General features: G+C 45.0%; 29 protein-coding genes. 12 read left to right on the top strand and 17 right to left on the bottom strand.

All coding sequences use genetic code 11. The features are described from left to right. Positions 1–49 precede the first annotated feature (49 nt). Both MHI14_RS05105 and MHI14_RS05100 read left to right on the top strand, forming a co-directional pair. The gene (locus MHI14_RS05105) at positions 50–220 is read left to right on the top strand and encodes a YycC family protein (RefSeq protein ID WP_091037920.1); all 171 of its coding nucleotides are present in this window, start codon (positions 50–52) and stop codon (positions 218–220) included. Beyond that, positions 217–450 (top strand): hypothetical protein, encoded by a 234-nt coding sequence (locus MHI14_RS05100; protein ID WP_091037922.1) that lies wholly within the window; start codon positions 217–219, stop codon positions 448–450. The genes MHI14_RS05105 and MHI14_RS05100 overlap by 4 nt, the downstream gene beginning before the upstream one ends. A 12-nt stretch (positions 451–462) precedes the next feature. Here MHI14_RS05100 and MHI14_RS05095 read toward each other — a convergent pair whose 3' ends face one another. The 3 genes from MHI14_RS05095 to MHI14_RS05085 all read right to left on the bottom strand — a co-directional run bounded on the left by MHI14_RS05095 (position 463) and on the right by MHI14_RS05085 (position 2,025). After that, positions 463–1,194, bottom strand: a complete 732-nt coding sequence (locus MHI14_RS05095; RefSeq protein WP_091037923.1) for a DUF2225 domain-containing protein — start codon at positions 1,192–1,194, stop codon at positions 463–465. Between the two features lie 43 nt (positions 1,195–1,237). Beyond that, positions 1,238–1,615, bottom strand: a complete 378-nt coding sequence (locus MHI14_RS05090) for a globin domain-containing protein (protein WP_036605723.1) — start codon at positions 1,613–1,615, stop codon at positions 1,238–1,240. A gap of 245 nt (positions 1,616–1,860) precedes the next feature. Continuing rightward, complete coding sequence (locus MHI14_RS05085; RefSeq protein WP_155984997.1) at positions 1,861–2,025, bottom strand: hypothetical protein; 165 nt, start codon at positions 2,023–2,025, stop codon at positions 1,861–1,863. A 153-nt stretch (positions 2,026–2,178) separates the two neighbouring features. On the opposite strand from MHI14_RS05085, the gene ylbJ reads away from it, so the two are divergent. Further along, entirely contained in the window at positions 2,179–3,435 is a 1,257-nt protein-coding gene (gene ylbJ / locus MHI14_RS05080; RefSeq protein ID WP_289390343.1) for a sporulation integral membrane protein YlbJ, read from the top strand. Between the two features lie 100 nt (positions 3,436–3,535). Then, on the top strand, positions 3,536–4,339 hold the full coding sequence (locus MHI14_RS05075; protein WP_036673293.1) for an NAD kinase: 804 nt from the start codon (positions 3,536–3,538) through the stop codon (positions 4,337–4,339). Between the two features lie 28 nt (positions 4,340–4,367). Here the strand turns inward: MHI14_RS05075 and MHI14_RS05070 are convergent, their stop codons facing one another. Together MHI14_RS05070 and lipA are read right to left on the bottom strand one after the other, a co-directional pair. Continuing rightward, positions 4,368–4,787, bottom strand: coding sequence for a YutD family protein (locus MHI14_RS05070; protein WP_240768331.1), 420 nt, complete (start codon positions 4,785–4,787; stop codon positions 4,368–4,370). Positions 4,788–4,801: 14 nt separating this feature from the next. Then, positions 4,802–5,701, bottom strand: coding sequence for a lipoyl synthase (gene lipA, locus MHI14_RS05065; RefSeq protein ID WP_017692371.1), 900 nt, complete (start codon positions 5,699–5,701; stop codon positions 4,802–4,804). Between the two features lie 241 nt (positions 5,702–5,942). Here lipA and MHI14_RS05060 point away from each other — a divergent pair, with 241 nt between their 5' ends. Then, positions 5,943–7,013, top strand: coding sequence for a M23 family metallopeptidase (locus tag MHI14_RS05060; RefSeq protein ID WP_341129960.1), 1,071 nt, complete (start codon positions 5,943–5,945; stop codon positions 7,011–7,013). Positions 7,014–7,190: 177 nt separating this feature from the next. Here MHI14_RS05060 and yunB read toward each other — a convergent pair whose 3' ends face one another. The 4 genes from yunB to zwf form a co-directional block, all read right to left on the bottom strand. Then, complete coding sequence (gene yunB, locus MHI14_RS05055; RefSeq protein WP_091037929.1) at positions 7,191–8,069, bottom strand: sporulation protein YunB; 879 nt, start codon at positions 8,067–8,069, stop codon at positions 7,191–7,193. Positions 8,070–8,341: 272 nt separating this feature from the next. Further along, the gene (gene fsa / locus MHI14_RS05050; RefSeq protein ID WP_249912808.1) at positions 8,342–8,986 is read right to left on the bottom strand and encodes a fructose-6-phosphate aldolase; all 645 of its coding nucleotides are present in this window, start codon (positions 8,984–8,986) and stop codon (positions 8,342–8,344) included. 86 nt (positions 8,987–9,072) lie between these two features. Next, positions 9,073–9,966, bottom strand: a complete 894-nt coding sequence (gene gnd, locus MHI14_RS05045; protein WP_062838007.1) for a phosphogluconate dehydrogenase (NAD(+)-dependent, decarboxylating) — start codon at positions 9,964–9,966, stop codon at positions 9,073–9,075. Positions 9,967–10,515: 549 nt separating this feature from the next. Then, positions 10,516–11,970: a glucose-6-phosphate dehydrogenase gene (gene zwf / locus MHI14_RS05040; RefSeq protein WP_249912807.1), complete on the bottom strand. Its 1,455-nt coding sequence runs from the start codon at positions 11,968–11,970 to the stop codon at positions 10,516–10,518. A 415-nt stretch (positions 11,971–12,385) separates the two neighbouring features. On the opposite strand from zwf, the gene MHI14_RS05035 reads away from it, so the two are divergent. Further along, the gene (locus MHI14_RS05035; RefSeq protein ID WP_036605715.1) at positions 12,386–12,706 is read left to right on the top strand and encodes a winged helix-turn-helix transcriptional regulator; all 321 of its coding nucleotides are present in this window, start codon (positions 12,386–12,388) and stop codon (positions 12,704–12,706) included. Positions 12,707–12,837: 131 nt separating this feature from the next. Here MHI14_RS05035 and MHI14_RS05030 read toward each other — a convergent pair whose 3' ends face one another. Next, positions 12,838–13,053 (bottom strand): AraC family transcriptional regulator, encoded by a 216-nt coding sequence (locus MHI14_RS05030; protein WP_240768332.1) that lies wholly within the window; start codon positions 13,051–13,053, stop codon positions 12,838–12,840. A gap of 384 nt (positions 13,054–13,437) precedes the next feature. Continuing rightward, the gene (locus MHI14_RS05025) at positions 13,438–14,595 is read right to left on the bottom strand and encodes a Gfo/Idh/MocA family protein (protein ID WP_341129959.1); all 1,158 of its coding nucleotides are present in this window, start codon (positions 14,593–14,595) and stop codon (positions 13,438–13,440) included. Between the two features lie 108 nt (positions 14,596–14,703). On the opposite strand from MHI14_RS05025, the gene MHI14_RS05020 reads away from it, so the two are divergent. Then, positions 14,704–15,579, top strand: coding sequence for an AraC family transcriptional regulator (locus MHI14_RS05020; protein ID WP_249912805.1), 876 nt, complete (start codon positions 14,704–14,706; stop codon positions 15,577–15,579). A 73-nt stretch (positions 15,580–15,652) separates the two neighbouring features. Here MHI14_RS05020 and MHI14_RS05015 read toward each other — a convergent pair whose 3' ends face one another. Further along, positions 15,653–16,402 (bottom strand): DUF3600 domain-containing protein, encoded by a 750-nt coding sequence (locus MHI14_RS05015; RefSeq protein ID WP_133387423.1) that lies wholly within the window; start codon positions 16,400–16,402, stop codon positions 15,653–15,655. Next, positions 16,389–16,976, bottom strand: a complete 588-nt coding sequence (locus MHI14_RS05010) for a sigma-70 family RNA polymerase sigma factor (protein ID WP_133387422.1) — start codon at positions 16,974–16,976, stop codon at positions 16,389–16,391. The genes MHI14_RS05015 and MHI14_RS05010 overlap by 14 nt, the downstream gene beginning before the upstream one ends. 851 nt (positions 16,977–17,827) lie before the next feature. On the opposite strand from MHI14_RS05010, the gene MHI14_RS05005 reads away from it, so the two are divergent. The 5 genes from MHI14_RS05005 (at position 17,828) to MHI14_RS04985 (ending at position 21,440) form a co-directional block, all read left to right on the top strand. Next, positions 17,828–18,331, top strand: coding sequence for a DedA family protein (locus MHI14_RS05005; RefSeq protein ID WP_091037940.1), 504 nt, complete (start codon positions 17,828–17,830; stop codon positions 18,329–18,331). 45 nt (positions 18,332–18,376) lie between these two features. Next, entirely contained in the window at positions 18,377–18,943 is a 567-nt protein-coding gene (locus tag MHI14_RS05000; RefSeq protein WP_133387420.1) for a class I SAM-dependent methyltransferase, read from the top strand. Between the two features lie 89 nt (positions 18,944–19,032). Beyond that, positions 19,033–19,713 (top strand): response regulator transcription factor, encoded by a 681-nt coding sequence (locus MHI14_RS04995; RefSeq protein ID WP_133387419.1) that lies wholly within the window; start codon positions 19,033–19,035, stop codon positions 19,711–19,713. Between the two features lie 49 nt (positions 19,714–19,762). Further along, complete coding sequence (locus tag MHI14_RS04990) at positions 19,763–20,806, top strand: sensor histidine kinase (RefSeq protein WP_341129958.1); 1,044 nt, start codon at positions 19,763–19,765, stop codon at positions 20,804–20,806. A gap of 7 nt (positions 20,807–20,813) precedes the next feature. Further along, entirely contained in the window at positions 20,814–21,440 is a 627-nt protein-coding gene (locus MHI14_RS04985; RefSeq protein WP_341129957.1) for a class I SAM-dependent methyltransferase, read from the top strand. A gap of 18 nt (positions 21,441–21,458) precedes the next feature. Here the strand turns inward: MHI14_RS04985 and MHI14_RS04980 are convergent, their stop codons facing one another. From MHI14_RS04980 to MHI14_RS04965, 4 genes are all read right to left on the bottom strand, one after another. Then, complete coding sequence (locus tag MHI14_RS04980; protein WP_341129956.1) at positions 21,459–22,241, bottom strand: SDR family NAD(P)-dependent oxidoreductase; 783 nt, start codon at positions 22,239–22,241, stop codon at positions 21,459–21,461. Between the two features lie 88 nt (positions 22,242–22,329). Beyond that, complete coding sequence (locus tag MHI14_RS04975; RefSeq protein ID WP_341129955.1) at positions 22,330–22,908, bottom strand: TetR/AcrR family transcriptional regulator; 579 nt, start codon at positions 22,906–22,908, stop codon at positions 22,330–22,332. 61 nt (positions 22,909–22,969) lie between these two features. Next, on the bottom strand, positions 22,970–23,968 hold the full coding sequence (locus MHI14_RS04970; RefSeq protein ID WP_341129954.1) for an NADP-dependent oxidoreductase: 999 nt from the start codon (positions 23,966–23,968) through the stop codon (positions 22,970–22,972). A 177-nt stretch (positions 23,969–24,145) separates the two neighbouring features. Next, positions 24,146–25,231, bottom strand: a complete 1,086-nt coding sequence (locus MHI14_RS04965) for an alkene reductase (protein WP_341129953.1) — start codon at positions 25,229–25,231, stop codon at positions 24,146–24,148. Positions 25,232–25,265: the final 34 nt, after the last annotated feature.

Raw genomic sequence — 25,265 nt, 5'->3', positions numbered from 1 at the left:
TATCTCTATACTAGAGAAATACTTATAGCAACTTTCAGGAGGTAAACGTATGAAACCTTTACAAGTATCGGCTGATACAGCCGTCAAATTAGCAGAATCCCTGGGCGTACCTTTGGAGCACCTGATGCACATGCCCCAACATATCCTGATGCAGAAGATTGCGGAACTCGCCAAACAAGAATCCTCCAAACCTTCCGCACCAGAAGGCGAACAAGAATGATTCCATTTGAGAACAGCTGGCCTTACGATATTGTGATGGGAGACATCTATGTACAGCAATGTCCCTACTGTCATGCAAGCAACGTGCTGCTCCCCCTCAAACCAAAAGAGCTTGTGCTCATTCGCGAAGGCAAAAAGAAATTACTGGTCTTTCCCTGCTGTAATACAAGCATGACCGTGATCGACAACGACAGTGACTATTTGTTATCCAACCGTCCTGTCCGTAACTAATGCAAGATCAACTTAGAGGGGGCTGCGCTTCGCAGCCTCTTTGTCTGTTTCCAGCATCTCTTCAGGGAGTTCCAACTTACTTGAGATCATCTGCTCACGCAGCACAGCCCACTGTTCCCTTGAAGCACGAATCATGGCCGCATCAGTGATCCGCTTGTCATGAATGACCTTGCTGAACCATTGCACTGCTTCATTAAACCGTCCTACCCTACGGTTCAATTCCCCGAGCAAATACAACAGTTTGGCTTCATTGCCACCCGTTCCTTCACGTTCGAACACCTTCACATAGGCTTCAAGGCTAAATTCAAGAAAACGATGTTCCTGTGCATGGTCTTCCATATAACGATACAACCAAGCTATATGATGCAACAGACCAGCGACGACACGATCTTTCTCCTGGATAACCTGTGCGCATAACAAAGCAAGCTTGTACGTAGCCAGCGCCTGGTCCAGTGTCCGTGCTCCACTATAATCACGTTTTACCCAGCGATTACCGACCTGTTCCTTAAAAGCCTTGCGCTGAGCATCATTCAAATGCTCCGTTGCGTTCTCCGTGGAGGCAAACCCGCACTGCGGACAGATGCGAACCACATAAAAATCTGGATTCTCCAGCTTGTAGTACGCACAAAAATCCGAATCCGTCCGGTAGGGCCTTTTCAAACTCGGTCTTACCCGAGAGGTTTCATACTCGGTTTCGCAATAATGACAGGTCACCTTCACCTTATATAGCGGCTCTAATTCCAATCTCTTCCATCCCTCTCCCGTACGCTTATAATCATATTCGGAACTACGGTGTATTCACAAAATGATGTGCAGGCCCAGATAAACGCTGCAGGATAAATGAATGCAAGGGCTCCTCCACACCGATCTGTGTTAAGGCTTGGTCCATACACGCAAGCCACGCCTCAGCCCGTTCAACCGTCACTTCAAAATGCATATGACGGGCACGCATCATCGGGTGTCCAAACGCCTCGGAAAACAGCCCTGGTCCTCCAAAAAACTGAGACAAAAACATATACTGCTTGTCGATGACCGGCTGAATATCTTCCGGGAAAAGCGGAGCCAGCTGCTCATTCTGCTGAACGATCGGATAGAAAGCCTCGACCAGTGCGCGAACACCTTTCTCACCGCCAAGATTGTCATAAATACTCAAACTGGGATTCATTCGTCTGATTCCCCTTTCTGATGTCGAATTTTGCCATATATTACACGTTCCGTGAACATTGTGAAAACAGTAACAATATCCAGGCCCCAAAAGCCTTTATCTCCATTCTATCAAAAAAAACCAAAAAGTCCTATATAACATGAAATCATCAGCACATGTAACCTGCCATCTGTATATAGGACTTCTTCAAAACATAACACAAAAAAAAAGCGCCAACCGCATAGGTTGGCGCACTAGATATTCCATTAATAACTCCGCCAGTCCTCTTCCTCAGAGCGTACCAGCGAGGCACGTATCACATATACAAAAGCACAGACCAGGATTCCGGTGACAAGACTCATGATCATCACTCCATCCGAATTGAATTCCACCTTGGAGACAATTAGGTGACGTTCAGGCGTTTTTCTCATTTTAGCATACATCACTCAAAAACACAGCCACTTTTGCAAGCGCTTTCTACGTATAATTTTGTACTGTTTGTCCACTTTTTTTCATATATTGATGGCAATAGACATCACAGACTTCCGCACACCGACCATTCCAAAAATAAAGGAGAAGAATTCATGGCTGCTTCACAACGACTCACCCATGTCCTGGTCACACTCGCTCTCCTGATCCTTTGTGTGTTAATGGTCTTGTATCCAGCGGAAACCTGGCATGCAGGTGTACGCGGACTGTCCATCTGGTGGGACGTATTGTTTCCCTCCCTTTTTCCTTTTTTGGTGCTGTCCGAGCTGCTGCTCGGCTTTGGCATTGTTCATTTTCTAGGTACCTTACTGAATCCACTGATGCGTCCATTGTTTCGTGTTCCCGGAAGCGGTGGTTTTGTATTTGCCGTAAGCTGTGCATCCGGTTATCCTACAGGGGCAAAACTGACCGCTCAGTTATGGGAACAAAAGCTGGTTACCCGGGAAGAAGGAGAACGGCTCGTTGCCTTCACGACATCATCCGATCCGATCTTTATGATTGGAGCCGTATCGGTTGGGTTCTTCCATAATGTCGCCATCGCTCCAGTATTGGTTGCGAGCCATTACGCTGCAGCTTTTCTGGTGGGTATGCTCATGCGTTTTCACGGGGGTACAGCAAAAGGCTCACAGCCAGACATCTCTTCTGCATCTCCATCGGAGGAGACACCTCGAAACAGACTGGTACGGGCCATCTATGCGATGCATGAAGCCAGAAAGGCTGACGGACGGGAATTCGGTGAACTGCTGCGCCAGGCAGTCTCCTCATCCCTTCGCCTTATTATTATCGTAGGAGGGCTGGTTGTATTCTTCTCGGTCATGATGGAGCTGCTTGTACAGACCGGTTGGCTTGGCGGATTATACGGGATAACCGAGCAATTGTTACGACATAGCGGACTGCCTCCATCCTTATCTCCTAGCTTGGTCGGTGGGCTGTTTGAAGTAACGCTGGGGAACAAAGAGGCTGGGAGTGCCGGGGCATCCATCCCACTCGTCTATAAAGTAGCAGCAGCAGCCTTTGTTCTCTCCTGGGGCGGATTTTCCGTCCATGCACAGATTATGAGTGTTCTTAGCAACACACCCATGAGATACGGTCCATTTCTATTTGCCAGAGCGATTCATGCGCTAATCGCACCTGTGCTGGTCCTGCTGTTATGGACACCCATGATGGGGCGTTCCTCTTCACCCGTTCTCATGGAGCCCGGTTTCATCCCATCGTTATCAACATATACACCGGACTGGGGACTGATCTTTTTGTCCGGAATGATTGTTTTTGTAAGCCTCATCGTGTTGTTGTTATTCCTTGCGATATTAAGTTCCATTCTCAAGCCTAGACGACATGCCAAAAATAAGTGAACGATTCATCTATATTTAACGGAATATGCGCCCAAACGTTGTGTTCTTTCGCGGAATTGATTATCATCGGTAGTATAATGACCACAAAGGAGCTTTCATCTTGAGATACTATGTTCAAGACCGCGGAGACCAGTTATCGATTGATCTCAGTCAGCAGTTTCATGCGCTGGCGAAGGAAGAAGGGTTCAAGCTGGATGCAGAATCGCCGGAGATTGTTATCTCCATCGGGGGCGATGGTACGATGCTACAGGCATTTCACAATTTCATCGACCGCATTCCGGATATTGCTTTTGTTGGGGTTCATACAGGCCATCTCGGTTTTTACGCCGATTGGAAGAAGGAAGAATTACGCGAGTTAGTCAGGCTGATGAGTGGCAAAGGAGATCCGGAACGTCTCAAACCACGCATTGTACAATACCCGCTATTGGAGCTTGAGATTCGGAAAAAGTCAGGGAATTCCTCTTACATCGCCCTTAATGAATTTACGTTAAAAGGTGTAGACGGTACCGTCGTGGCCCAGGTCGATATTAACGATGTGACATTTGAGATGTTCCGTGGGGATGGCATCTGTGTATCCACGCCATCAGGCAGCACCGCATACAACAAGGCCCTTGGCGGTGCCATGGTTCATCCAACCATCGAGGCCATTCAGATTGCGGAGATTGCATCGATTAATAACCGGGTCTATCGGACACTTGGTTCACCGGTTATTTTGCCCAAGCATCATCATTGTGATATTTTCTCCCGCAAGGATCAGCGGTTATTGATGACCATTGATCATGTGAATGTGATGGTGGAGGATCTGATCTCCGTCCGTTGTCAGGTATCCAGTCACAAGGTCAGTTTCGCGCGTTTCCGCCCTTATCCATTCTGGAACCGGGTTCGCACGGCATTTCTTGACTAAAATAAACACACCAAAAAAGCGGTCCTTCTCAGGAACCGCTTTTTGCTTTGGCTTGAGGCTGATCTTTGCTCTTCTGAAGCACAAAGTACGCACAGCCAAAGTTACAATATTCATTGATATAATCCACCATACTGGCGATCGTGGAATCCTTTGTCGCTTTCGGATGGTTATCACGGTAAAAACCTTTTAACCTTAACTGGCTATAACCCCAGTCTCCGATAATATAATCATAACGCTCCAGCACTTCACTGTAACGATCACGGAAAACCTCTGGATTCCAGCCTTCTTTGTGGTTCTGGACGATTTCATAATTTTTGCCGCCGATCTGTACAATGACCGGTTCTTTGGGCTTTTCTTCAACTGACTCAACAACCGATTCCTGAACCGGCTCCTGGATCTGTTCCTGAAGTTGGTCCTGAATCTGTTCTGTGTTTTTTTCTTCTTCCAATCCGGTATCCTCCATCACGCGTGTGTTGCCGCCTGTTCAGCATGTTTGGTAGCCGATTTCACCTGTTCATGCGCATGGTAGGAGCTGCGTACCATCGGGCCAGATTCGACGTGGCTGAATCCACGTTTTAATCCTTCCTGTTTCAATGCAGCAAACTCCTCTGGCGGATAATACTTTTCAACATACAGATGTTTCTCCGATGGCTGCAAATATTGACCAATCGTCATAATATCACAGTTCACCGCACGAAGATCATCCATTGTTGATAAAATTTCATTATATTCCTCACCTACACCAAGCATAATGCTTGATTTCGTTGGGATGTTAGGTTGCATTTCTTTGGCACGAGCAAGCAATTCCAGTGAACGTTTATATTTCGCCTTGGCACGCACTTTGTCTGACAACCGCTCAACCGTCTCAATATTGTGATTCAGGATGTCCGGTTTGGCATCCATTACAATCTGCAAAGATTCCCGATCGCCCAGAAAGTCTGGAATGAGTACTTCAACGCTGCACAATGGCAACCGCCGCCGTACGGCCTTTACCGTCTCTGCAAAGATCGTAGCTCCCCCGTCTTTCAGATCGTCACGGGCTACACTTGTAATTACGCAGTGTTGCAGATTCATCTGCTCTGCTGCTTCAGCCACACGTTCTGGTTCCTGCAAATCAAGCTCCGTTGGCAAGCCTGTATTCACCGCGCAAAAACGGCATGCCCTTGTGCAAATATCGCCCAAAATCATAAAAGTGGCCGTTCGATTGGCCCAGCATTCATAAATATTCGGACACCGCGCTTCCTCACATACCGTATGCAGCGTTTTGGAACGCATCATCGTTTTCATTTCCTGATAGTTATCGCCGGTTGTCAATTTGATCCGAATCCAATCCGGCTTCGGTTCTTTAACACGTTTAGCCAATGCATAAACCTTCTTTCTACTGAAGTTAGGCTGTTGCTCGGAACATATTATACCATGAAAGCGCTGGAAAAACCCCCATTTGTCACATCTTGTGCATTCCTGCCCGATATGGACAATTTGTATAATTCGATTCCCCCCCAAGAGCTTACATGGATAAAATGAGAACTTTTGAAGAACGCTAACCTTTAGCTTGGTTCATCGGGTACCTTGTATCATTCTAATGGAAAGGGGCTGCTTCCCAGTGCAACAACGCTTGACCTTCAGGCACACGTACCGCTTTTGGATCAAAACATTACTTGCAGGTACTCTGCTTCTCCCATTCTTGCCTGTTGAAGTTTACAGTGAACCCGCCCAGGCCGCTCCCAAACCACAGGCTGCCGAGTTAAAACCCGCAGAAATTTTCGCTGCACGTCGCCATTTATATGAAACCATCGGTCAGATGACCCAGATTCCCTGGTACAGGCTTGCTGCCATTGATCAGTATGAACGAACGATTACCCGTGCACACCCGAAGGATCGCAAACATCCGGAGCGGCTTACGGGTATCTTCATGACCCCTCCGGCCTGGAGAGGATGGCTAAATCCCGATGAGACGGATCAACATCCGGAATCCATTCTTTTTTTCAAAGGATATGGACGTGATGGTTCAGGAGACGGTATAGCGGATGCCAACAATGATCAGGATGTGCTGTACAGCATGGCTTCGGTTATTCAAGGTTATGGAAACAAACAAGAGGACTTCAACATTGCCTTGTGGGAATATTATCACAATTCCCGTGCTGTGCAACGGATACAGCAATTCGCGAAGTTATATGAGCATTTTGACAATCTGGATCTATTCGGACATGCCTTTCCAGTCCCGCTTGGAACCAACTACTCCTATCGCAGTACCTGGGGTACAAAAAGAAGCTGGGGCGGTTATCGCATTCATGAGGGAACAGATATTTTTGCTCCGCATGGCCTGCCTGTGCGCAGTACCTGTTATGGGGTCGTGGAGATCAAAGGCTGGAACCCTTTTGGCGGCTGGCGCATCGGTATCCGGGATTTGAACAATCATTATCACTATTACGCCCATCTTTCGGGTTTTGACAAAAGTGCACGCATTGGTGAAGTTGTTATCCCTGGTCAAGTTGTAGGTTGGGTTGGCAGTTCAGGTTACGGGAAACCTGGGACACAGGGCAAATTCCCTCCGCATCTGCACTATGGGATCTACCGGGACAGCGGACTGCACGAATGGTCGTTCGATCCTTATCCACTGCTGAAACATTGGGAACAGGATGAACGCAAACAAAAGAGCAAGAAAAGTAAGTGAGACGAGGATATGCTTGGTACGCGGGAGCAATTTGGAGTACACCTCACGTCTTGACCCAAACCTGTAAATTGGCGGGATTAAGTTGATTCTCTTCGGCTCAGTGTACGATAAGCATTCGAAAAAGGGACCTCTTAGATAGAGGTCCCTTTTTCGCTTTGCTTTAGATATTTGTGAGTATCATGGGTGCGCGTCCTTATTGAGCTGAAATCCCCCATTCACATCAGGCAGATCATCCGGCTCAATTTCAAGTTCATTCCCTTGCAAAGGGTTTGACGGCGTCTGTTGCTGGTTCTGGCTAGGGGGATTCGTAGTTACTCCATTATCGCTTGATACACCCGTATGACCTGATGGCAGCGCAATAGCTGGGGCATTACTGCCGTTACTGCCCACTGGCTTGCCCTGATTATCGTAATAATACATTGGCACATCCCCGACAACCAGCAGGTAGGAAATCGGGATCTCCGTATCGACCGTTTCGGGCTCCATGTCAAATGGCACCACGACCGCGACCTCAGCAATGATGTGAATGTACACTTCCACCAAAATCATGTTAATACCCGCATTCTGCTGACGGGTGTTCAGGTCCACTTTGACAGCGCCCTGGGGCTCTATACGAACCGGTATACTCGGGCCAAATGAAGCCAGCACCGGACTGCCGAGCGCCTGCCCCAGCGGGATTTTTTCTTTTAACATGTGTACATTCTGCAGCGTGGATTGCACGATATTCATCGTACTTGCGGTGATTCGCATATGCTCATTGTAGTTCAGCATAAAACCGGACACTTTTCCGGCGGTATCCGTCTTCCAATCAATCAGTCCTTCGTTGGTTTTGCCATCTGCAACCTGTGCTGTAATTGCCTTGTTGATCGCTTCGGTCGCAATCTGCTTCACTCTGATCTTGGCCAAGTGCATGATGGGGGGCTTCATTTTCTTATCTACATAAGCAAAGCCCTGCATCAAACAAAACGCGGTGACCAATAAAATGATTAACCACATTTTGCGTTTGCCGCTTGGCGGCTTACGGCGTCTCCGGCTTCGCCATTTTCTTCTCATCATCGAAGTGTCCCTCCCCTACGGGATGAGCTATAGGCTATATGTTAACCTTATGCACCGTTGTCCCGAAAAAGAAGGACAGTACGTGGACACTGGATAGAAAGTAACAACAACATTAAAGGGACAAGTACTCCTCGTACTCCTCATTGGCAAAACTAACAGGAAATCGGAAACTACATAAACAGAGATAAAAAAACCTTTCACCCGCAGATTACTCTGCAAGGCGAAAGGTTTTACGTTCAGACCAACCAAAGATTCAGGCCATGTCTATCCTTTTATTTCGGAACAGATTCCCAGTCTTTCAGGAAACGTTCAATTCCGCTGTCCGTCAGTGGGTGTTTCCAAAGTGTCGGCAGAAGCGAACCCGGAATGGTGGCAATATGCGCACCGGAAAGGGCTGCATCCTCTACATGTTTGATATTGCGAATGCTTGCTGCGATAATCTCGGAAGGCAGATCATACATGTCCAGAATAAGACGCAGATCACGAATCAATTTCATACCATCCACCGCAATATCATCCAAGCGACCAACGAATGGACTGATGAAGGTTGCACCGGCTTTCGCCGCCATCAGGCCCTGTGCTGCGGAGAAAATCAGCGTAACATTGGTTTTAATCCCTTTTTGCGTCAACTCATGACAAGCGTACAGCCCATCTTCGGTCATCGGCAATTTAATGACTACATTTGGTGCCCATTCTGCAATTTCATAAGCTTCCTTCAACATATCCTCGGCTTTGAGACCGATGACTTCAGCACTGACCGGGCCTTTAACAACGCCACAGATCTCCTGAATGACTTCTTTAAATACGCGACCTTCTTTGGCAATCAAAGACGGGTTAGTCGTGACTCCATCCACCAGACCCAGACGTTCGATCCGTTTGATTTCTTCCACATTCCCTGTATCCAAGAAAAATTTCATGATATGTTACCTCCACTTGATGAATTCGTAAACACGATATAAGTCATTACCCGATTCTCATCATATGTTAACAGTTATATATAAAATTAATTTTTCTCTACAGCGTGACCGCCAAATTCATTACGCAATGCTGCTACCACTTTACCTGTGAATGTGTCTGTCTCCAGGGAACGGTAACGCATCAGCAAGGACAACGCGATAACCGGTGTAGCGGTTTGAAGGTCAAATGCCGTTTCTACCGTCCAACGTCCTTCACCGGAAGAGTGCATTACGCCTTTAATCTCATCGAGGTTTGCATCTTTGGAGAAGGCACGTTCTGTCAGCTCCATCAACCAAGAGCGGATAACGGAACCGTTGTTCCATACGCGAGCCACTTGTTCGAAGTCGAAATCAAATCCACTTTTCTCCAATACGTCAAAACCTTCACCGATGGATGCCATCATACCGTACTCGATACCATTGTGAACCATTTTGAGGAAGTGACCGCTGCCCGCTTTACCAGCATACAGGTAGCCATTCTCCACGGAAGTATCTTTGAATGCCGGTTCAACGATGGCCCAAGCTTCCGGGTCTCCACCGATCATATAACATGCTCCATTACGTGCGCCTTCCATACCGCCAGATGTACCTGCATCCATGTAGTGAATGCCTTTAGTTTTCATCTCTTCGTAGCGACGGATGGATTCTTTGTAGTGGGAGTTACCCGCTTCAATAATGATGTCGCCTTTGGACAACAATGGGCTAACTTCAGCCAGCACAGCGTCTACCACGTTGTGGGGAACCATGATCCACAATACACGTGGGGATTCGAGCGAAGCCACCATCTCTGCGTAAGAAGATACGCCTTCAGCGCCGTATTCTTTCATTTCATTTACTGCTTCAGCGTTCAGGTCAAAAGCAACCACTTCGTGTTTGTGATCAATCAGGTTTCTACCCAGGTTCAATCCCATTTTTCCTAATCCGACAAGTCCAAGTTTCATTTCAAAATCCTCCTGTTATGAACAATGTTTAAATTTCATGTGCGCTCAAAATTAAAAATAAGTGCTTAACGTTTGGCGAAGGTAACCGTTCCGGTCACGAATCGTTCTTTTGATCGCTGTTATCCCCAGATTTTTTTGAATCTCCTATATAGGAGAAAATCCGGGGATAAAGGCGAACGCTGTGCTTCTACAGAATCGATTTCGTCCCCTACACTACATTCGCAGCGTTCAAGCCAACCCATTTTCAAAACTGAACAGCTAATCTATATTCAAAAATTTTCACGGCCTTCCGGCAAACATAACCGGAAGGACTTATGCAAAATTGGAACGGTATAAACGGTATAATTCGTAAGTTACTTTGTTATATCAGCAATTTGCTTCCATCCAACTCGCTTCTGAGTAAAGCTCTAGGGGAATAAAACATTTCGTTCTATATCCTGTTGACTTGGAAGAAGCATTTGGATTGTGCAAAATGTTCATGGGTGAGCAGAACGGATTGTACTGTTGTTTTTACTATTGTGTTCTCTTATGCTCGCTTTTTCGTTTCACTTACCACCAACGGTAACCGTCTGCTGCTGTCAGGCGATCTGCTGACTCTGGTCCATGCGAACCTGCACTGTACGTATCCAGTGGCACGCTGCCAGCTTCGAATGCTTCCTGAATCGGTTGCACCCATTGCCATGCCAGCTCCACTTCGTTCCAGTGAGCAAAGAAGGTGGAATCTCCACGCATCGCATCAAAGATCAGATTCTCGTATGCTTCAGGGATATTACGTTTACCGGAGTTGAAGGTCATATGCATTGGTTCCACTTCACCATGGTTCAATGGATTCTTCGCATTTAATTGAAGGGAAATACTTTCTCCCGGACCAATTTCAATCGTAAGCAGGTTAGGTTCCGTTGTATTCTCGGATTCATGCCCCGTTTTGAGTGGAGACTTGAATTCAACAACGATTCTGGTGGATTTCTCAGCCAGGCGTTTACCTGTACGGATATAAAATGGAACCTCGCTCCAGAACGGATCATCGATCCAAAGTCTTGCGGCAACATAGGTCTCGTTCTGAGATCCGGCTGGGATGCCAGGCTCGTCCAAATATCCAACAACCGATGTCCCTTGCAGGTCACCTGCTGCATATTGCGCACGAACAACTTCAGAAGCGATATTTTCTTTTGTCAACGGACGAAGTGCTTCAGCAATTTTTTGTTTTTTGAATTGAATTTCTTCCGGTGTGCAACGTTTTGGCAAATGCAAACCAATCATCATCAGCAACTGAAGCATATGGTTCTGGAACATGTCACGAAGGGCACCGCTTTGGTCGTAATACGCGGCACGTTCTTCAACACCCACCGTCTCACTTGCCGTGATTTGTACATTGGCAATATAACGGTTAGACCACAACGCCTGAATTACCGGATTTGCATAGGTGAGCGTCTCAATATTTTGAACCATCGGTTTACCAAGGAAATGGTCAATGCGATAGATCTCTTCTTCCGCAAAGGTATTGCTCAGTTTTTCGTTCAGATCACGAGCCGATTGCAGATCGTGTCCGAATGGTTTTTCGATAATCAGTTTCTTCCAGCCTTTGGTGTTACCCAGGCCACTTTCTTGAATGTTTAATGCGATTGGCTCAAAGAATTCCGGTGCCACCGACATGTAGAACATGCGGTTTTCGGGAATGTTAAGCTCTTGTTCACGCTGTTGAACCAACTCCAACAGTTTGGTGTAATCTTCAAGCTTCGTATTATTTAAAGAACAATAACGGAAAGCTCCAATGAAATCACGAACCTGAGATGCTTCTTCTGGCGTCTGACGTGAGAATTCATGCAGTGACTTTTCAACATTGGCCTGGAAGTCCATATCCGACAATTCACGTCGTCCCAATCCGATAACGGAGAAAGATTTCGGCATTTTCTGATCCATGTACAAGTTATATAATGCAGGGTAAATCTTGCGTTTGGCTAAATCGCCTGTTGCCCCGAACAGGACAAATGTCATTGCATCCATTGGAGTGCCTCCTGTGATCTGTGCAGTATAGTATATGATGTTGCAAAATGTTCAAATCCAAGCATGACAAAAGACGGAATAAGTGGGTGTGTTCCCCGCCTTGCCTCCGTTTATATAGCGCACCTGAATTCAACCATGGAACATTCCTTCTCTCCACAACCTGTTTATAGGTTATAAATTGTAACCATTTGAATTAACGTTACCCATATTACACCTGTCGTCACAATTCGTCAACAATCGTGTCGAACCTGTGAACTCCAGTGTTTATAGGGTTTTTATTTGATGATAACGCTTTATGTGGTAAGATTAAGAACAATTGGTATGTGACATTTTACACATATGGCTTGTGGACAAGTAGGTTACAATAAGTATACTAATGATATTACAAGCAATACTAAATCAAAGGAGTACAATCATGAGCGATGATGAGAATGCCAAGCAAATATGTACAAAAGTGGAACAATCTTATCAGATCATTGGCCGAAAATGGGTAGCCCTCATTATCCATGCGTTGATGGAGGAACCCAAACGCTTCAGTGAGATTCACGCTTATATCCCTGACTTGAGCAAACGTGTGTTAAATGAGCGAATGAAGGAATTGGAGGAAGAAGGACTTGTGGTTCGCCATGTGGTCACGGAACGTCCAGTTCGAACTGAATATATGTTGTCACGAAAAGGCACGGAACTGGGGAGAGCATTAAGCGCCGTGGAACGTTGGGCTGATAAGTGGCTGTAACAACTTGAGGAATCCTTAAGGTTTATTTAGCTTGAAGGTTACCGATGTGCAATCCCGGAGGTGGAGTATCGCATTTAGCAACTGGCTAGTGCAATCCACAGCCGGGATTTATTTACTTCAAACGGTAAATACTAATTGTATATATTGAGACGTAATAACGCTACTTTTTGCAAACCAAATGAATGCTTACTTATCTGTTCAAATTGTTGCCGATACTGCAGCAGGGTCATCTCCGCAGATTTGCGAAATAACTGGATGAAATACGATCCACTTGAAAACCCTGCATGTCTGCCATTCTCGTCCACCGAAAGTGTTGTTGTCTCAAGGAGCGAGTAGGCATACTGCACATTCAAGCTTTGACGTATTCCGTAATGCTGCTACCTGTGTCTTGATGAAAATGCGGTAAGCATACGATTTGGGCAGGTGAACATCTGCCGCTATCTGGTCTAATCTGATCTCATATTTGAAATGCTCTTCAATCCATTGCATCCTCTTCTCCAAGTTTCTCAAATGACGTGAATCCGCTAACTGCGAAAGCGTTTCATTTTCTCCCTCTTTTTATTGATCTAATCCATGACTATGGAGATTATTATCTTGAAGCGATTGCGAGTTAAATGGATGGAAAAACCGGGTGTATTAATTTTTTATCGTGAGGTAGGTGTAATGGATCTAGTACAAAAAAAAGATGCCCATTCTCACTTATGTGAGGAGCATCTTTTTCACGTAAAATACTACGAATTCAACTTGCTCCCAAGCGTAATACTCGAATCCTCGAAGTTCTCCACCGTCGTCTTCTTTTCATAAAAGTGTACGGCATGTTGCATAATTCCTTCTCTTGTGTAAAACGCGTCTTCCGCCCCAAGTGGAAAAACAACCTTTTCTCCCGTGCTTGCCGACTTATAGATACCCACAATCAGTTCAAGCGTATTTCGACCACTTTCTCCATCTACCAGAAGGGGTGATCTTGTCTCAATAGCGTTTAACACATTCTCAACTTGCCCAGCGTGACCGACATGAACAACATCCGGTAATTCGTCAGCCAGCTTCTGAATCTGCTGTTCCAGCTCTTGATTGGATTCTGGAAATCCGTTACTCCGTGCTGTAGAAGCAACCACTTTCCAAGGTGCAGATACCCGGGCTTCTTTGCCCTGAAAAATTAACTGCTGCTCCTCTCCGTGATGCACGACCGAACTGGTAATCATGCCAAGCGCCCCTTCCTGGAAGCGAAGCATCGCCATGGATATATCCTCAACTTCGGCATTATCATGTGCCGTATTTGCCATCATGGCCTGCAATTCCACTGGAGGTCCCATCATCCAAAGCATGGCATCAATATGATGCACTGCATGATTGAGGGTGCAGCCTCCGCCTTCTTTTTCCCATGTCCCGCGCCACCACAGATCATAATAATTGTGACCCCGCCACCAGAAAGAATCAACCTGCACATGTACGATGGGGCCCATCCGTTTACTGTCTAGCACACCTTTCAGTTTCATCATCGGTGTTGTAAACCGATTCTGTGCTACTACAGATAGTAACTTGCCACTTTTTTGCGCTGCTCTCAACATCAGATCCGCTTCCTCCAGGGAAGAGGCCATCGGTTTTTCGACCAACACATGCGCACTTGCTTGCATGAAATCACACGCAATTGAAGCATGTGTATACGGCGGCGTACAGACTGATACCAGATCAATGTTTTGGGCAAGTAACTCTGTGTAATCCGTAACGGCTTGTGCATCTTCCAGCCCATATTCGTTAATTCGCTTCTCTGCCTTATCCACGTACATATCGACCACAGCAACAATCTGACATCGCTCTGGGAATGCCAAATATGCTGAGATATGTGCCCCACTAATTGCACCTGCTCCGATAATCGCTACTTTTAACATCGTTGCATACCTCCCTTATTCCCTTCACAATACACAATAATAAAGCGCTTTTATGCGTTCATCTTGTGCTAAAATAAAACTATCTTGCGCATGATAAGGGAGGCATTCATGTTGTCTATCATCCTGGGAGAACAATTTAATCTGGCCTGTCGTCGGACATCCAACACTACGTTTCGCGAAGTGTTCCATGCTCATTCGCAGCTGGAGATAACCTATATTCACGAAGGATATGGGCAGTTGATAACGGAAGGTCAGGTTTTCTCCCTTGAACCCGGTATGCTCATGATTTTTCGACCTTTTCAATTGCACCACATCCAGATTCAGGTATCCAGACAGCAGCCTTTCATTCGAAATGTACTCATGGTTGAACTTGATCTACTGAAGGCACATTGGCCCCAATTTATTGTTACTCACGACTTCATACAGGATCTGCTGGAAGAGCAATCCCCCATTCAGCCCATCCGACTTGCTGCCACATCCCCACTCGTTCAACGAATGGAACAATATGCAGATACGTATCCAGGTCTGCTTCCTCATGAAATAGAGGAGGATACACGCCTCTTTTTATTGGATCTGCTCGCACAACTTCGCTATCTGTGGCAGGACGGGCAGCAACACCGCTCCCAAGATGTACTCTCGTCCAGTGCAAACGTTCTTCACCCTCATGCCGAAGCCATCATGCAATGGATTGAGGAGCATTACCAAGAGCCTTTTCGTTTGGAGCATATCGCAGATACACTTCATCTGTCCCCCTATCATCTATCTCATGTATTCAAAAAAGCGACTGGCACCACGATTGTTGCTTATGCTCAAGCTACCCGCATTCGTCATGCCTGTGTGCTGCTCACCCGTTCCTCGCTCACCGTTCCCGAAATCGGTCACCGTGTCGGTATGACCAGCCCCTCCTACTTTTGCAAAGTATTCCGTACTGCCACAGGCTCTACGCCGCATCAGTATCGGCTGAAGGTGCAGGGGAGGAAGTAACAGTCACAACAACAAGAACGAAGCGAAAAAATTCACTTCTCCGCTTCTTCTCCACTTTCACAGTTCACCCGAATTAACGCAAATTGAGCTCTAACCGTTTCAAATAGGGGATTAGGCGTCTCTCTAGCTGGTTTAAATCATCCTTCTGCTCCGCCGACAAACGTTCCTCATGAATACTTCCATCCTTGTCCATCACCATAACTTTGTATTTCTTCATTTGTTCATAGACAGACTTGAACTCACGATATTGTTCCTTGGTAAATGTCTTCTCTGCCTGTTCCAACTGTTCCGTCCAAAATTGCTCCTCGTCCATCCGTTTTTTGGAGGACCCTACACTCACAGCTTCCAGCTTCTCGAAAAACGGTTCCAGCTCAGCTGCAAGAAGGTTATATCGTTCCTGCTCCACTGTACTCCACTGCTCTGGATGCATATTGCCCTGAGAATCGGCATACTTCACGGCCATTTGCCCTAATTGCTTTAGCAAGTCCATATATTGAACAAATTCTTCTTCGCTGAAATGGGCCTTGGCCGTCTGCAACTTTGCTTCCAACCTCATATAATCCTCAGCTGTTCCCCCCATAGCTGTGATGTTTTCCTGTGAACCATATATTCCGTCTGCGAGATAGGTGTACCCTGCGTAGGCACCGGTGGGAATAATGAGTACAGCAGCCAAGAGCCCCGTGACCAGCCATTTTTTTCGATATCTTCTGATGTGTGAATCACTTCGAATACTATCCATCATTTTGTGTTTAATACTCGCAGAGATGGACCAGTCTTTGGTTTCTTCCTGGTAGGCTGTTCGCAACTGTTCATCGAGTTTCATGCAGATTCTCCACCTTTCCCCGCAATCTCGGATTCATCTTCTCTTTCTGTCTCAACTTCGCCAGCGCCGCATGTATGCGCGATTTTACGGTTCCAAGCGGAATCTCCAATATGTCAGCAATCTCCTCTTGCGTGTATTCATTCAAATAATGAAGGGTGACCACCTGCTGCAGCTTGTACGGCAAACGGCGCACCTGTTCCAGCAGAGGACGATTAGCCAGTTTGTTGATCAGATCAGTGGAAAAATCATATTCTAGTCCCACGTCAGATTTTTCGATCCGCTTGCCAAACCGAAACTGCATCAATCTTTTGCGTCGATAACTCTGGACCTGCCGCATCGTCACACCCATTAACCAGGGACGAAAAGCACGCTCCGCATCATATCGCGCCAATGATCGATACGCCTGAATGTAAATCTCCTGTACCACATCCTCCGCGTCAGACTTGTCCTTGATGAGAAATCGCACCGTTTGATATACCCCCGTCACTGTTTTCTCATATAATTCTCCATATGCTTCTTCACGCCCGGCCCGTATTAACGTTACAAGTTCTATGTACTCATCATGCTCACTCATTATCCATCCCCCTCCTCCTTACACTATATATTGGCATGACAGCATTATTTCGTTCGATTTATTTATTGAATGAGTAGGTATGGCTGAATCTGATACAAAAAGGTCCTCTGGTTGTTTATCATGATATAATATACCTAATTTTGATATAATTGGAGGTTCTGCATCTGAGTTATAAGATCACCTTTGGTCTTTTGCTATTATCTTATTTCGATCATCGGATCGGTAATCGCCAGAAGCAACCTCGAGGCCTACGCCACGGTATACAGACTTATTGGGATCTTGGTCGTCTCTTTTTCTTTCGAAAGCGGATATAAGGGAGTAACTTAGCAGGGGTGGTCACTACTGTAATGAAACTTTTCAGCAAATTGTACTCGGAATATTTACTGATTCCACGACCTTTACGTTTACTGTTTCTATGGGGATGGATTGTTTTGTTTTTTGTTGCTGGTACAAAATTCAGATGGTTCTACTTCCTACATTAAACTGATCCAAAAAGTCTGTTCTCATCGGACATAAAAAGAGCTGAGTCGTCATTATGACGTCTCGGCTCTTCTTTGATGCTCATCCTCTTCCTTGCAGATAAAGATATAGGTAATCAACTCGAGCTCACTTATACGTTCCTTTTTGAGACAAACTTTATTTGATATTCAGAAATTCATATCACTTGATCACCGCTCCTGAGTATATCCACCTGTTCAAGTCTTGCCAGTACGTTGGCAAGGCTTTTTTCTCTTTAACGTAGTTGTGTGGCTTTGCTTATGTATTCTTTAGATTTTCTTCAGATTTATGCTCATTAATTCCTTAGTTTTTTTCATTAAGATTGCTATATCAACAAGAGAGGAGGCAAAACAATGATCAGTAATACGATCTTAGAGCTACTTCATCAGTATGGATATCTGATTTTTTATTTTGCCTTCTCATTGGGGCCTTTCGGGATTCCAATTCCAAATGAAATCACGATTATCAGCGGTGCCATTCTGAGCCACACAGGAGTTATCAATTCATGGATCACATACTTCTGTATTTTATCAGGACTATTAACGGCCATTACCTTTGCTTATTTTGCAGGGAAGTTATTTGGAACCAAGATAAAACACAGATTTCAACATCATAAACACTTTGTCAAAGCTGAACTGATTCTAAATAAGAGTGGCAATTGGGCGATGTGCATCGGTTTGTTCATTCCAATCGTGCGATATGTTCTCCCTTTGGTCATTGGGCTGAGCGGCGTGCAGTATAGAAAATTTGCTCTCATCTCCTATTCCAGTGCTTTGTTATGGACCATAACGTATTTTACAGCGGGAATTTACTTCGGTGGTCCCATTCTTTCTACGCTGCAATTATTACATCTCTAACTGGTTTTGATAACAGACCATCACATATACGGAGGAACCACAAACATGAATTCCAATGAACCCATTTTATTTCTGAAAAGCTTTCTTCAAAGCCCTAAACATGTCGGTAGCATCATACCCAGTTCCCGGTTTCTCGCCAACAAAATGGTGAATCAAGCTTCTTGGCTGGAGGCAAAAGCAGTCGCTGAACTCGGATCGGGTACAGGTGCTATCACTCGTTATATTCAACAAGAGGTGCAGGGTTCAACGAAGGTGTTGTTGTTTGAGATGAACGAAACGATGAGGAATACTCTTAAGACGGCATACCCGGAGTTCTCCTGTTATCCAGACGCCGCTCGATTAGTGGAATCCATGAAGCAAGAGGGCGTTCAGCAACTGGATTACATTTTTAGCGGATTGCCCTTCTTCAACTTTGAGCCTGAATTAAGAAATACGTTGGTAGACCAGATCCATAAGGCACTCAAACCTGGAGGGTTATTCATCGCCTTTCAATATTCACTTCAAATGAAAAAAACATTATCGGAGCACTTTATCATCGAAAAAATAGAATTAGTGCCTTTGAATATCCCACCTGCGTTCGTTTATGTCTGTCGCAAAAAGGAAACAATTTAAACATCTTAGGCTATCGTTTACACTGATATTATCCTCTTTATAAGAAATATAAATTAATTTAAAACAGGTCATAAAAGGAGTGTTGAATTGTGAATACCGTTCTCGTGGTTGATGATGAACCCGATATCCGTGATGTCATTCATGTCTATTTACGTAACGAAGGATATCAGGTCATTGAAGCAGCCAATGGTGAGGAAGCGCTAAATATTATCAAAACAACATCGGTCCAACTCGTAATACTGGATGTCATGATGCCCATCATGGACGGAATCAAAGCCTGCTTCAAAATAAGAGAAGTATCATCCACTCCGATTATAATGCTATCCGCCAAGGAAGAGGACATCGATAAAATTACAGGCCTGACTACCGGGGCTGACGATTACATGGTCAAACCATTTAATCCGCTAGAATTACTGGCTCGAGTTAAGGCTCAGTTACGACGTCAAACACTGATCGGGAAACCAGAATCTAATTCACTTATTTTGATCAAGGACCTTGTCATTGATACAAGTAAACATTCCGTGAAGCTCAAAGAAAATGATATTTCGCTTACACCACTGGAGTTTTCCATTCTGGTGTTGCTTGCCAGCCATCCTGGACAAGTATTTAGCTCCGAGAAGATTTACGAAACCGTGTGGAAAGAACCTTACGGGTATTCCGATAATACGGTGATGGTTCATATTCGTAACCTGCGAGAAAAGCTGGAAGTGAATCCACGAGAACCTCAGTATATTAAAACGGTATGGGGAGTGGGTTATAAAATTGATTAAACGATTACCACAGTTTAAAAAAAAGATACAGATTAACATCCTATATCGAATGTTGATCAGTTTATTGATTTCGTTTGTTGGTTCTGTGGGTGTAAATAATATGTTGATCATAGGTGCCGCAAAAATTAGTGAAAAATTTAATTGGCCTTCACTTCTCTACATCTTTCCTTATGTTCTAACACCAATTTTCATCGTAATTTTCACGTTAATTTTTTTGTTTTCCACACGAAAAATTGTGAGAGATCTCATTACTTTAGAGCAAGGACTTCAATTCATCTCAGAAGGCAATCTGGACTATCGGGTACCTGTCAATCGACAAGATGAACTTGGACGCGTCGCTTCCAACATCAATCACATGACTGAACAGTTGCAGCTGCAGATCATCAAAGAGCGCGAGCTGGAGAAATCCAAGATGGACATGATTACGGGGATCTCGCATGACCTGCGCACACCGCTTACCAGCATCATCGGGTATATTGAGCTTCTAAGAACAGAATCATTTCAAGACAAAGCAGAGTATGACCGCTTCATTCAAAACGCCTATAACAAAGCAACGCATCTAAAGAAGCTGCTCGATGATTTATTTGAATACACACGTCTAACCTCAGTAGATACCCAATTGGATTTGAAAAAGGTTGACCTATATCAGCTGTTAGACCAGTTGTTGTTTGAATTTGAACCGTTAGCTCAGGAGAATGGTATTCATATCGAGAAAGAGATCGGTAATGCCCCAATTATGTCCTGCGTGGATAGTGATAAGATTGCTCGTGCTATTGATAATCTTCTCATGAACGCCCTGAAGTATTCCTTTAAACCTGGTGTGATTCACATTCGAATGAGTATGCACCATGAGCACATTACCATTCAAGTCGAAAATAAAAGTGCGCCGCTCACAATGGAGCAAAAAGATAAACTGTTTGACCGTTTTTATAAGGTGGATTATTCAAGAAGCAGTGAAGGCATTCAAGCGGGGTCAGGTTTAGGTCTTTCGATAGCTAAAAACATTGCAGAGCTACATCAAGGCACCTTGATGCTTCAACATACACATAACGTATTTACATTCGAGTTAAACTTGCCTTCCAACATCAAGTGAACCATCAATGAATTCAACCATGGAGGATACCGCGATGAAAACATCCGAACCACTTCTTTTCCTGCAAGGATTTCTGAGGAACCCCAAACGAGTAGGCAGTCTCCTGCCCAGTTCCAAATTTCTAGCCCGTAAAATCGTCCATTCTGTACCATGGGATGAGGTTAGAACCATGGCTGAGCTGGGGCCAGGAACAGGGGCCGTCACACGTCTCTTGAGATCACATTTACCGAAATCTGCAACCGTGTTTTTATTTGAAAGGGACCCCAAAATGAGAAGTAATCTGAAGAAAACATATCCTGAATTCATGTTCCATTCGAATGCTTCCTATCTATTAAAAAGGATTAATCAAGAACATATTCATCAGTTGGATAGCATCATCTGCGGACTGCCCTTTTTTAATTTTTCCAGAGAAATGAGACAAAACATCCTGTCACAGATCCATACAGCGCTCCGACCTGGAGGCACCTTAGTGTTATATCAGTACTCACTTCATATGAAGAAACAATTAGCTGAGTCATTTGAGATAGAGAAAATTCAATTTGTGCCTTTCAGTTTCCCTCCTGTATTTGTGTATGTTTGTCGTAGAAGGCCCGATGAAGAACAACATGAAACGATCGAATTGGGAAAGATCTGATTTATCCTCTACAATTGTTTAATGTCCTGTCTTGTCCTGTGAGGATCTAATTATGCGAGTCATCATCTTACGCGGCAACAACCGCGGCATAAACGCGATGAATCGGTTTCGAGCACCAGGCATAATTAACGTCTTGCCACGTAAGAAGCCTCGATACCCTTCTTCAGCGACCTGTCCTGCTTCCATGATCGGGCCCTGCAACATCTTCGAGACACCCATACCCGAACGATCAACAAACCCGGTGGATGTCAGGCCTGGGCACAGTGCCGTCACCGTAACGCCAGTTCCGCTTACTTCATTCTCCAAAGCCTCGGTGAATGAAAGCACGTATGCCTTTGTTGCATAATATACCGACATCATCGGTCCAGGGAAAAATCCTACCAACGAGGCCACATTCATCACACCGCCGTACCCACGTTGGATCATATCCGGCAAGAATAGCTTTGTCATGATGGTTAAAGCCTTGATATTCACGTCAATCATATTAACTTCTTGCTCCATATCCGTTTCCATAAACGTCCCGAACAGACCGAAGCCCGCATTGTTTACAAGATAGTCAACAACAATCCCCTTTTCCTTCAACTCATTGTAAATCTCCTGTGGTACCCCAGGTGCTGCTACATCTTTGGCAATAACCGTCGCCTGAATGCCATACTTTTTCTGATATTCCTGAGCTAGATCCTGTATTTTACCCTTGCTTCGTGCTACCAGCACAATATGATGTCCACCTTTGGCAAACCGATCCGCTAACTCTTTACCAATCCCACCCGATACCCCTGTGATTAGAACTGTCTTTCTCATATCGTTACCTGCCTCTCTTTTCTATAAATATATTTCATCTGGAACACCCATATTAGAACGAACATTCTTTTAATGTGAAAAAAATAGACTACCTTAGTATGAAATCCGTGGATAGCATCGCTATACGAAGCAGCTTTTCCTTGGTCATCGAGGTCTTGGACATCCCCCTTAACCCAATGCTAACGTTATGCAGATATTCCGCCAATACCTCGGCGTTGTACTCCGTTGTGAATTCACCTTCTTGCTGTCCCCACACAATAATGTCCTTGATTAGTTTCTCCGTATTTGCAAACATCTCCGTCGACCGGTGGTTCATGTCGTCATCGCGTGCCGCCAATTCTACCGTCGAATTGACAATAAAGCAGCCTGATGCTGGAGATTCCTCTCCATGAATTAAAGAAAGAAATATAAACTGAAGTGCTTCCGTTGCCGTTTGAGAACGCTTTACGCCTGCTGCAAGGGCTGAGCTGATTTTGTGATCATACAGATCTACTGTCTTTAGAAATAAGGTGTGTTTGTCACCAAATGTGTCATACAAACTTTTACGATGAATTCCCATATGATTAACCAGATCCGTCATAGACGTCTTCTCATAGCCTTGTTCCCAAAAAAGTCTCATCGCTTTATCCAGTACAACAGACTCTTCGAACTCTTTGCTTCTCGCCATTGGCTTCCCTCCTGTTCAGAAAACGAACATTGAATAGCATGAGCATCCTCTTAACGAGCCTTTAAAAGGTAACAATGACTTTGCCCTGGGAGTGACCCGTGGATACTTTAATCAATGCCTTTTCAATGTCATCAAACGTATACGTAGAATCGATCGAAGGTTTAATGTCTTCTTTTTCTACAAGAGCTGTGATTTCTTGCAATTGAATCCCACTGGAATGCACAAATAAAAAACGATATTCATTTTGATTCTTACGCGCTAAAGAATCTAGGCGTGCACCTACGAGACCAAACAATGCTCTTTTCCACAACGGGAATTGACTGTCCACTGCAAAACGATAATTGGGTCCTGCCTTCAAAGAAACTAATTTGCCCTGTGGTTTCAAAATACTCAATTCAGCTTTGATCTCATCCGCACCCAAGGTATCGATCACATAATCGATATCGGACAGAATATCAGCATACTGCTCGGTCTTATAATCAATGAATTGATCTGCTCCAATGGATAAACTACGTGCTCTGCCCCTCTCACTACCACTTGTAATAACCGTTAATCCCATGGACTTGGCAATCGGGATGGCCATCGCACCGAATCCACCCGTTCCGCCAGGTATAAACAACTTTTTATTCGGTTCAGCTCGGAGTACATCATGCAATGCTTGATATGCGGTCAAGGCAGTAAGGGGTACCGCAGCAGCTTCGGTAAAAGAAAGATTTCCAGGCATCATGGATAAGGCATCCTCATGTACAGCGGCATATTCAGCAAAAGCACCAATTTTATTCAGTGGCAACCTGGTATAAACCGAATCCCCCACTTTAAAATTCAAAACATCATCACCGACGGCTTCAATGACACCCGATAATTCATTCCCTAAAGTTAGAGGTAGCTTATAGTCGGCAATCATCCGAACACTGCCATTCATATTCAAGATATCCAGCGGATTTACACCCGCAGCTTTTACTCTGACAAGGACCTCATGGCTCTGAATCTGAGGTGTCTCAATATTATTGATTTCCACTTGGATTTTTTTAGAGTATTTCTGTATTTGAGCTGCTCTCATCATTTATCCTCATCCTTTGCTTGTAGACTATAAAAGTTGAAGTCAAGATTATTTACACTGACACTACGATGACAGAACAACCTTCCATTCGCTGTTATCGTGTAAAATGATTAGTTCAACTTATGTTAGGAACATGGCGCGCAATGTCCAGTTGTACGCCATGCTCCATGGTATGTGCTAGTGCTGCCCCTCTTGTGACTGTAATTCTTCCAACGTGGGATAATCTGTGTAGCCTTTACTTCCCAACCCAAAGAATGTTGTCGGATCTGCTTCATTCAGTGGCGCACTTTGTTGAAGTCGTTCCACCAAATCTGGATTAGCTAAGGACCATACACCTACAGGTACCACATCAGCGAGACCACGATCTAAATCGACACTGAGATCATCCAACGTTCTTCCAGCCCGATTGACCAGCAATGGATTTTGCCAGATCGAACGAATGTCTTGGAGTAGGTTCTCATCTCCAAGATGCATAACATGAAGGTAAGCCAAATCCAATTGAGCTAATTCTTTTACAAGGTAGCGATACAGATCAGGACCTTGTTCGCCATCTTGAATTCCACCCAGCGGTGTCCCTGGTGAGATACGGAAGCCTGTTCGTTCTGCCCCTATTTCCTCCACGATGGCTTTGGTTACTTCAATCGCAAAGCGAGCACGATTTTCAATAGATCCGCCATACTCATCTGTGCGTGTATTCGAATTTTCTCCTAAAAATTGATTGATCAAGTATCCGTTGGCCCCATGAATCTCAACGCCATCCGCCCCTGCTTCAATCGCTGCGGCTGCTGCTTTTCGGAAATCGGCAATGGTCGTTTGAATATCCTCCTGACTCAATTCACGGGGAACGGGGATATCCTGCATCCCTGTAGCCGTAAACATTTCTACACCCGGTGCGATTGCTGATGGAGCAACCGGTTGACGATGATGCGGGGTATTGTCCGGATGTGACATGCGACCCGCATGCATTAATTGGATGTAAACATATCCGCCAGCTTCATGCACCGCATCCGTTACCTTTTTCCATCCTTCAATATGCTTATCGGTATAGATGCCAGGTGACCACAAGTATCCCTGTCCATCATCGGAAGGTTGTGTTCCTTCAGTAATCAGAAGTCCCATCGTTGCACGCTGAGCATAATAAAGTGCCGCCAACTCTCCAGGTGTACCATCTTCTTGTGCTCGACTGCGTGTCATAGGTGCCATCGCTAGTCGATGAGGCAATTCCATGTTGCCAATCTTTGTTTTACTCCATATCTTTTCCAATTGGATGTACTCCTCTTCTTATTTGAGATTTTGT

It is taken from the genome of Paenibacillus sp. FSL K6-2393, from assembly GCF_038002545.1.
Classification (GTDB): domain Bacteria; phylum Bacillota; class Bacilli; order Paenibacillales; family Paenibacillaceae; genus Paenibacillus.
The sequence above is the reverse complement of the archived record's forward strand: the minus strand, read 5'-3'. Positions and strand labels throughout refer to the sequence as shown.

Excerpts from the sequence above, each read along its gene's own strand:
- MHI14_RS05105 (WP_091037920.1), top strand. The coding sequence starts at position 50 with ATGAAACCTTTACAAGTATCGGCTGATACAGCCGTCAAATTAGCAGAA.
- MHI14_RS05100 (WP_091037922.1), top strand. The coding sequence starts at position 217 with ATGATTCCATTTGAGAACAGCTGGCCTTACGATATTGTGATGGGAGAC.
- MHI14_RS05090 (WP_036605723.1), bottom strand. The coding sequence starts at position 1,615 with ATGAATCCCAGTTTGAGTATTTATGACAATCTTGGCGGTGAGAAAGGT.
- MHI14_RS05085 (WP_155984997.1), bottom strand. The coding sequence starts at position 2,025 with ATGAGAAAAACGCCTGAACGTCACCTAATTGTCTCCAAGGTGGAATTC.
- ylbJ (WP_289390343.1), top strand. The coding sequence starts at position 2,179 with ATGGCTGCTTCACAACGACTCACCCATGTCCTGGTCACACTCGCTCTC.
- yunB (WP_091037929.1), bottom strand. The coding sequence starts at position 8,069 with ATGATGAGAAGAAAATGGCGAAGCCGGAGACGCCGTAAGCCGCCAAGC.
- fsa (WP_249912808.1), bottom strand. The coding sequence starts at position 8,986 with ATGAAATTTTTCTTGGATACAGGGAATGTGGAAGAAATCAAACGGATC.
- gnd (WP_062838007.1), bottom strand. The coding sequence starts at position 9,966 with ATGAAACTTGGACTTGTCGGATTAGGAAAAATGGGATTGAACCTGGGT.
- zwf (WP_249912807.1), bottom strand. The coding sequence starts at position 11,970 with ATGGATGCAATGACATTTGTCCTGTTCGGGGCAACAGGCGATTTAGCC.
- MHI14_RS05035 (WP_036605715.1), top strand. The coding sequence starts at position 12,386 with ATGAGCGATGATGAGAATGCCAAGCAAATATGTACAAAAGTGGAACAA.
- MHI14_RS05025 (WP_341129959.1), bottom strand. The coding sequence starts at position 14,595 with ATGTTAAAAGTAGCGATTATCGGAGCAGGTGCAATTAGTGGGGCACAT.
- MHI14_RS05020 (WP_249912805.1), top strand. The coding sequence starts at position 14,704 with ATGTTGTCTATCATCCTGGGAGAACAATTTAATCTGGCCTGTCGTCGG.
- MHI14_RS05015 (WP_133387423.1), bottom strand. The coding sequence starts at position 16,402 with ATGAAACTCGATGAACAGTTGCGAACAGCCTACCAGGAAGAAACCAAA.
- MHI14_RS05010 (WP_133387422.1), bottom strand. The coding sequence starts at position 16,976 with ATGAGTGAGCATGATGAGTACATAGAACTTGTAACGTTAATACGGGCC.
- MHI14_RS05005 (WP_091037940.1), top strand. The coding sequence starts at position 17,828 with ATGATCAGTAATACGATCTTAGAGCTACTTCATCAGTATGGATATCTG.
- MHI14_RS05000 (WP_133387420.1), top strand. The coding sequence starts at position 18,377 with ATGAATTCCAATGAACCCATTTTATTTCTGAAAAGCTTTCTTCAAAGC.
- MHI14_RS04990 (WP_341129958.1), top strand. The coding sequence starts at position 19,763 with ATGTTGATCAGTTTATTGATTTCGTTTGTTGGTTCTGTGGGTGTAAAT.
- MHI14_RS04985 (WP_341129957.1), top strand. The coding sequence starts at position 20,814 with ATGAATTCAACCATGGAGGATACCGCGATGAAAACATCCGAACCACTT.
- MHI14_RS04980 (WP_341129956.1), bottom strand. The coding sequence starts at position 22,241 with ATGAGAAAGACAGTTCTAATCACAGGGGTATCGGGTGGGATTGGTAAA.
- MHI14_RS04975 (WP_341129955.1), bottom strand. The coding sequence starts at position 22,908 with ATGGCGAGAAGCAAAGAGTTCGAAGAGTCTGTTGTACTGGATAAAGCG.
- MHI14_RS04970 (WP_341129954.1), bottom strand. The coding sequence starts at position 23,968 with ATGAGAGCAGCTCAAATACAGAAATACTCTAAAAAAATCCAAGTGGAA.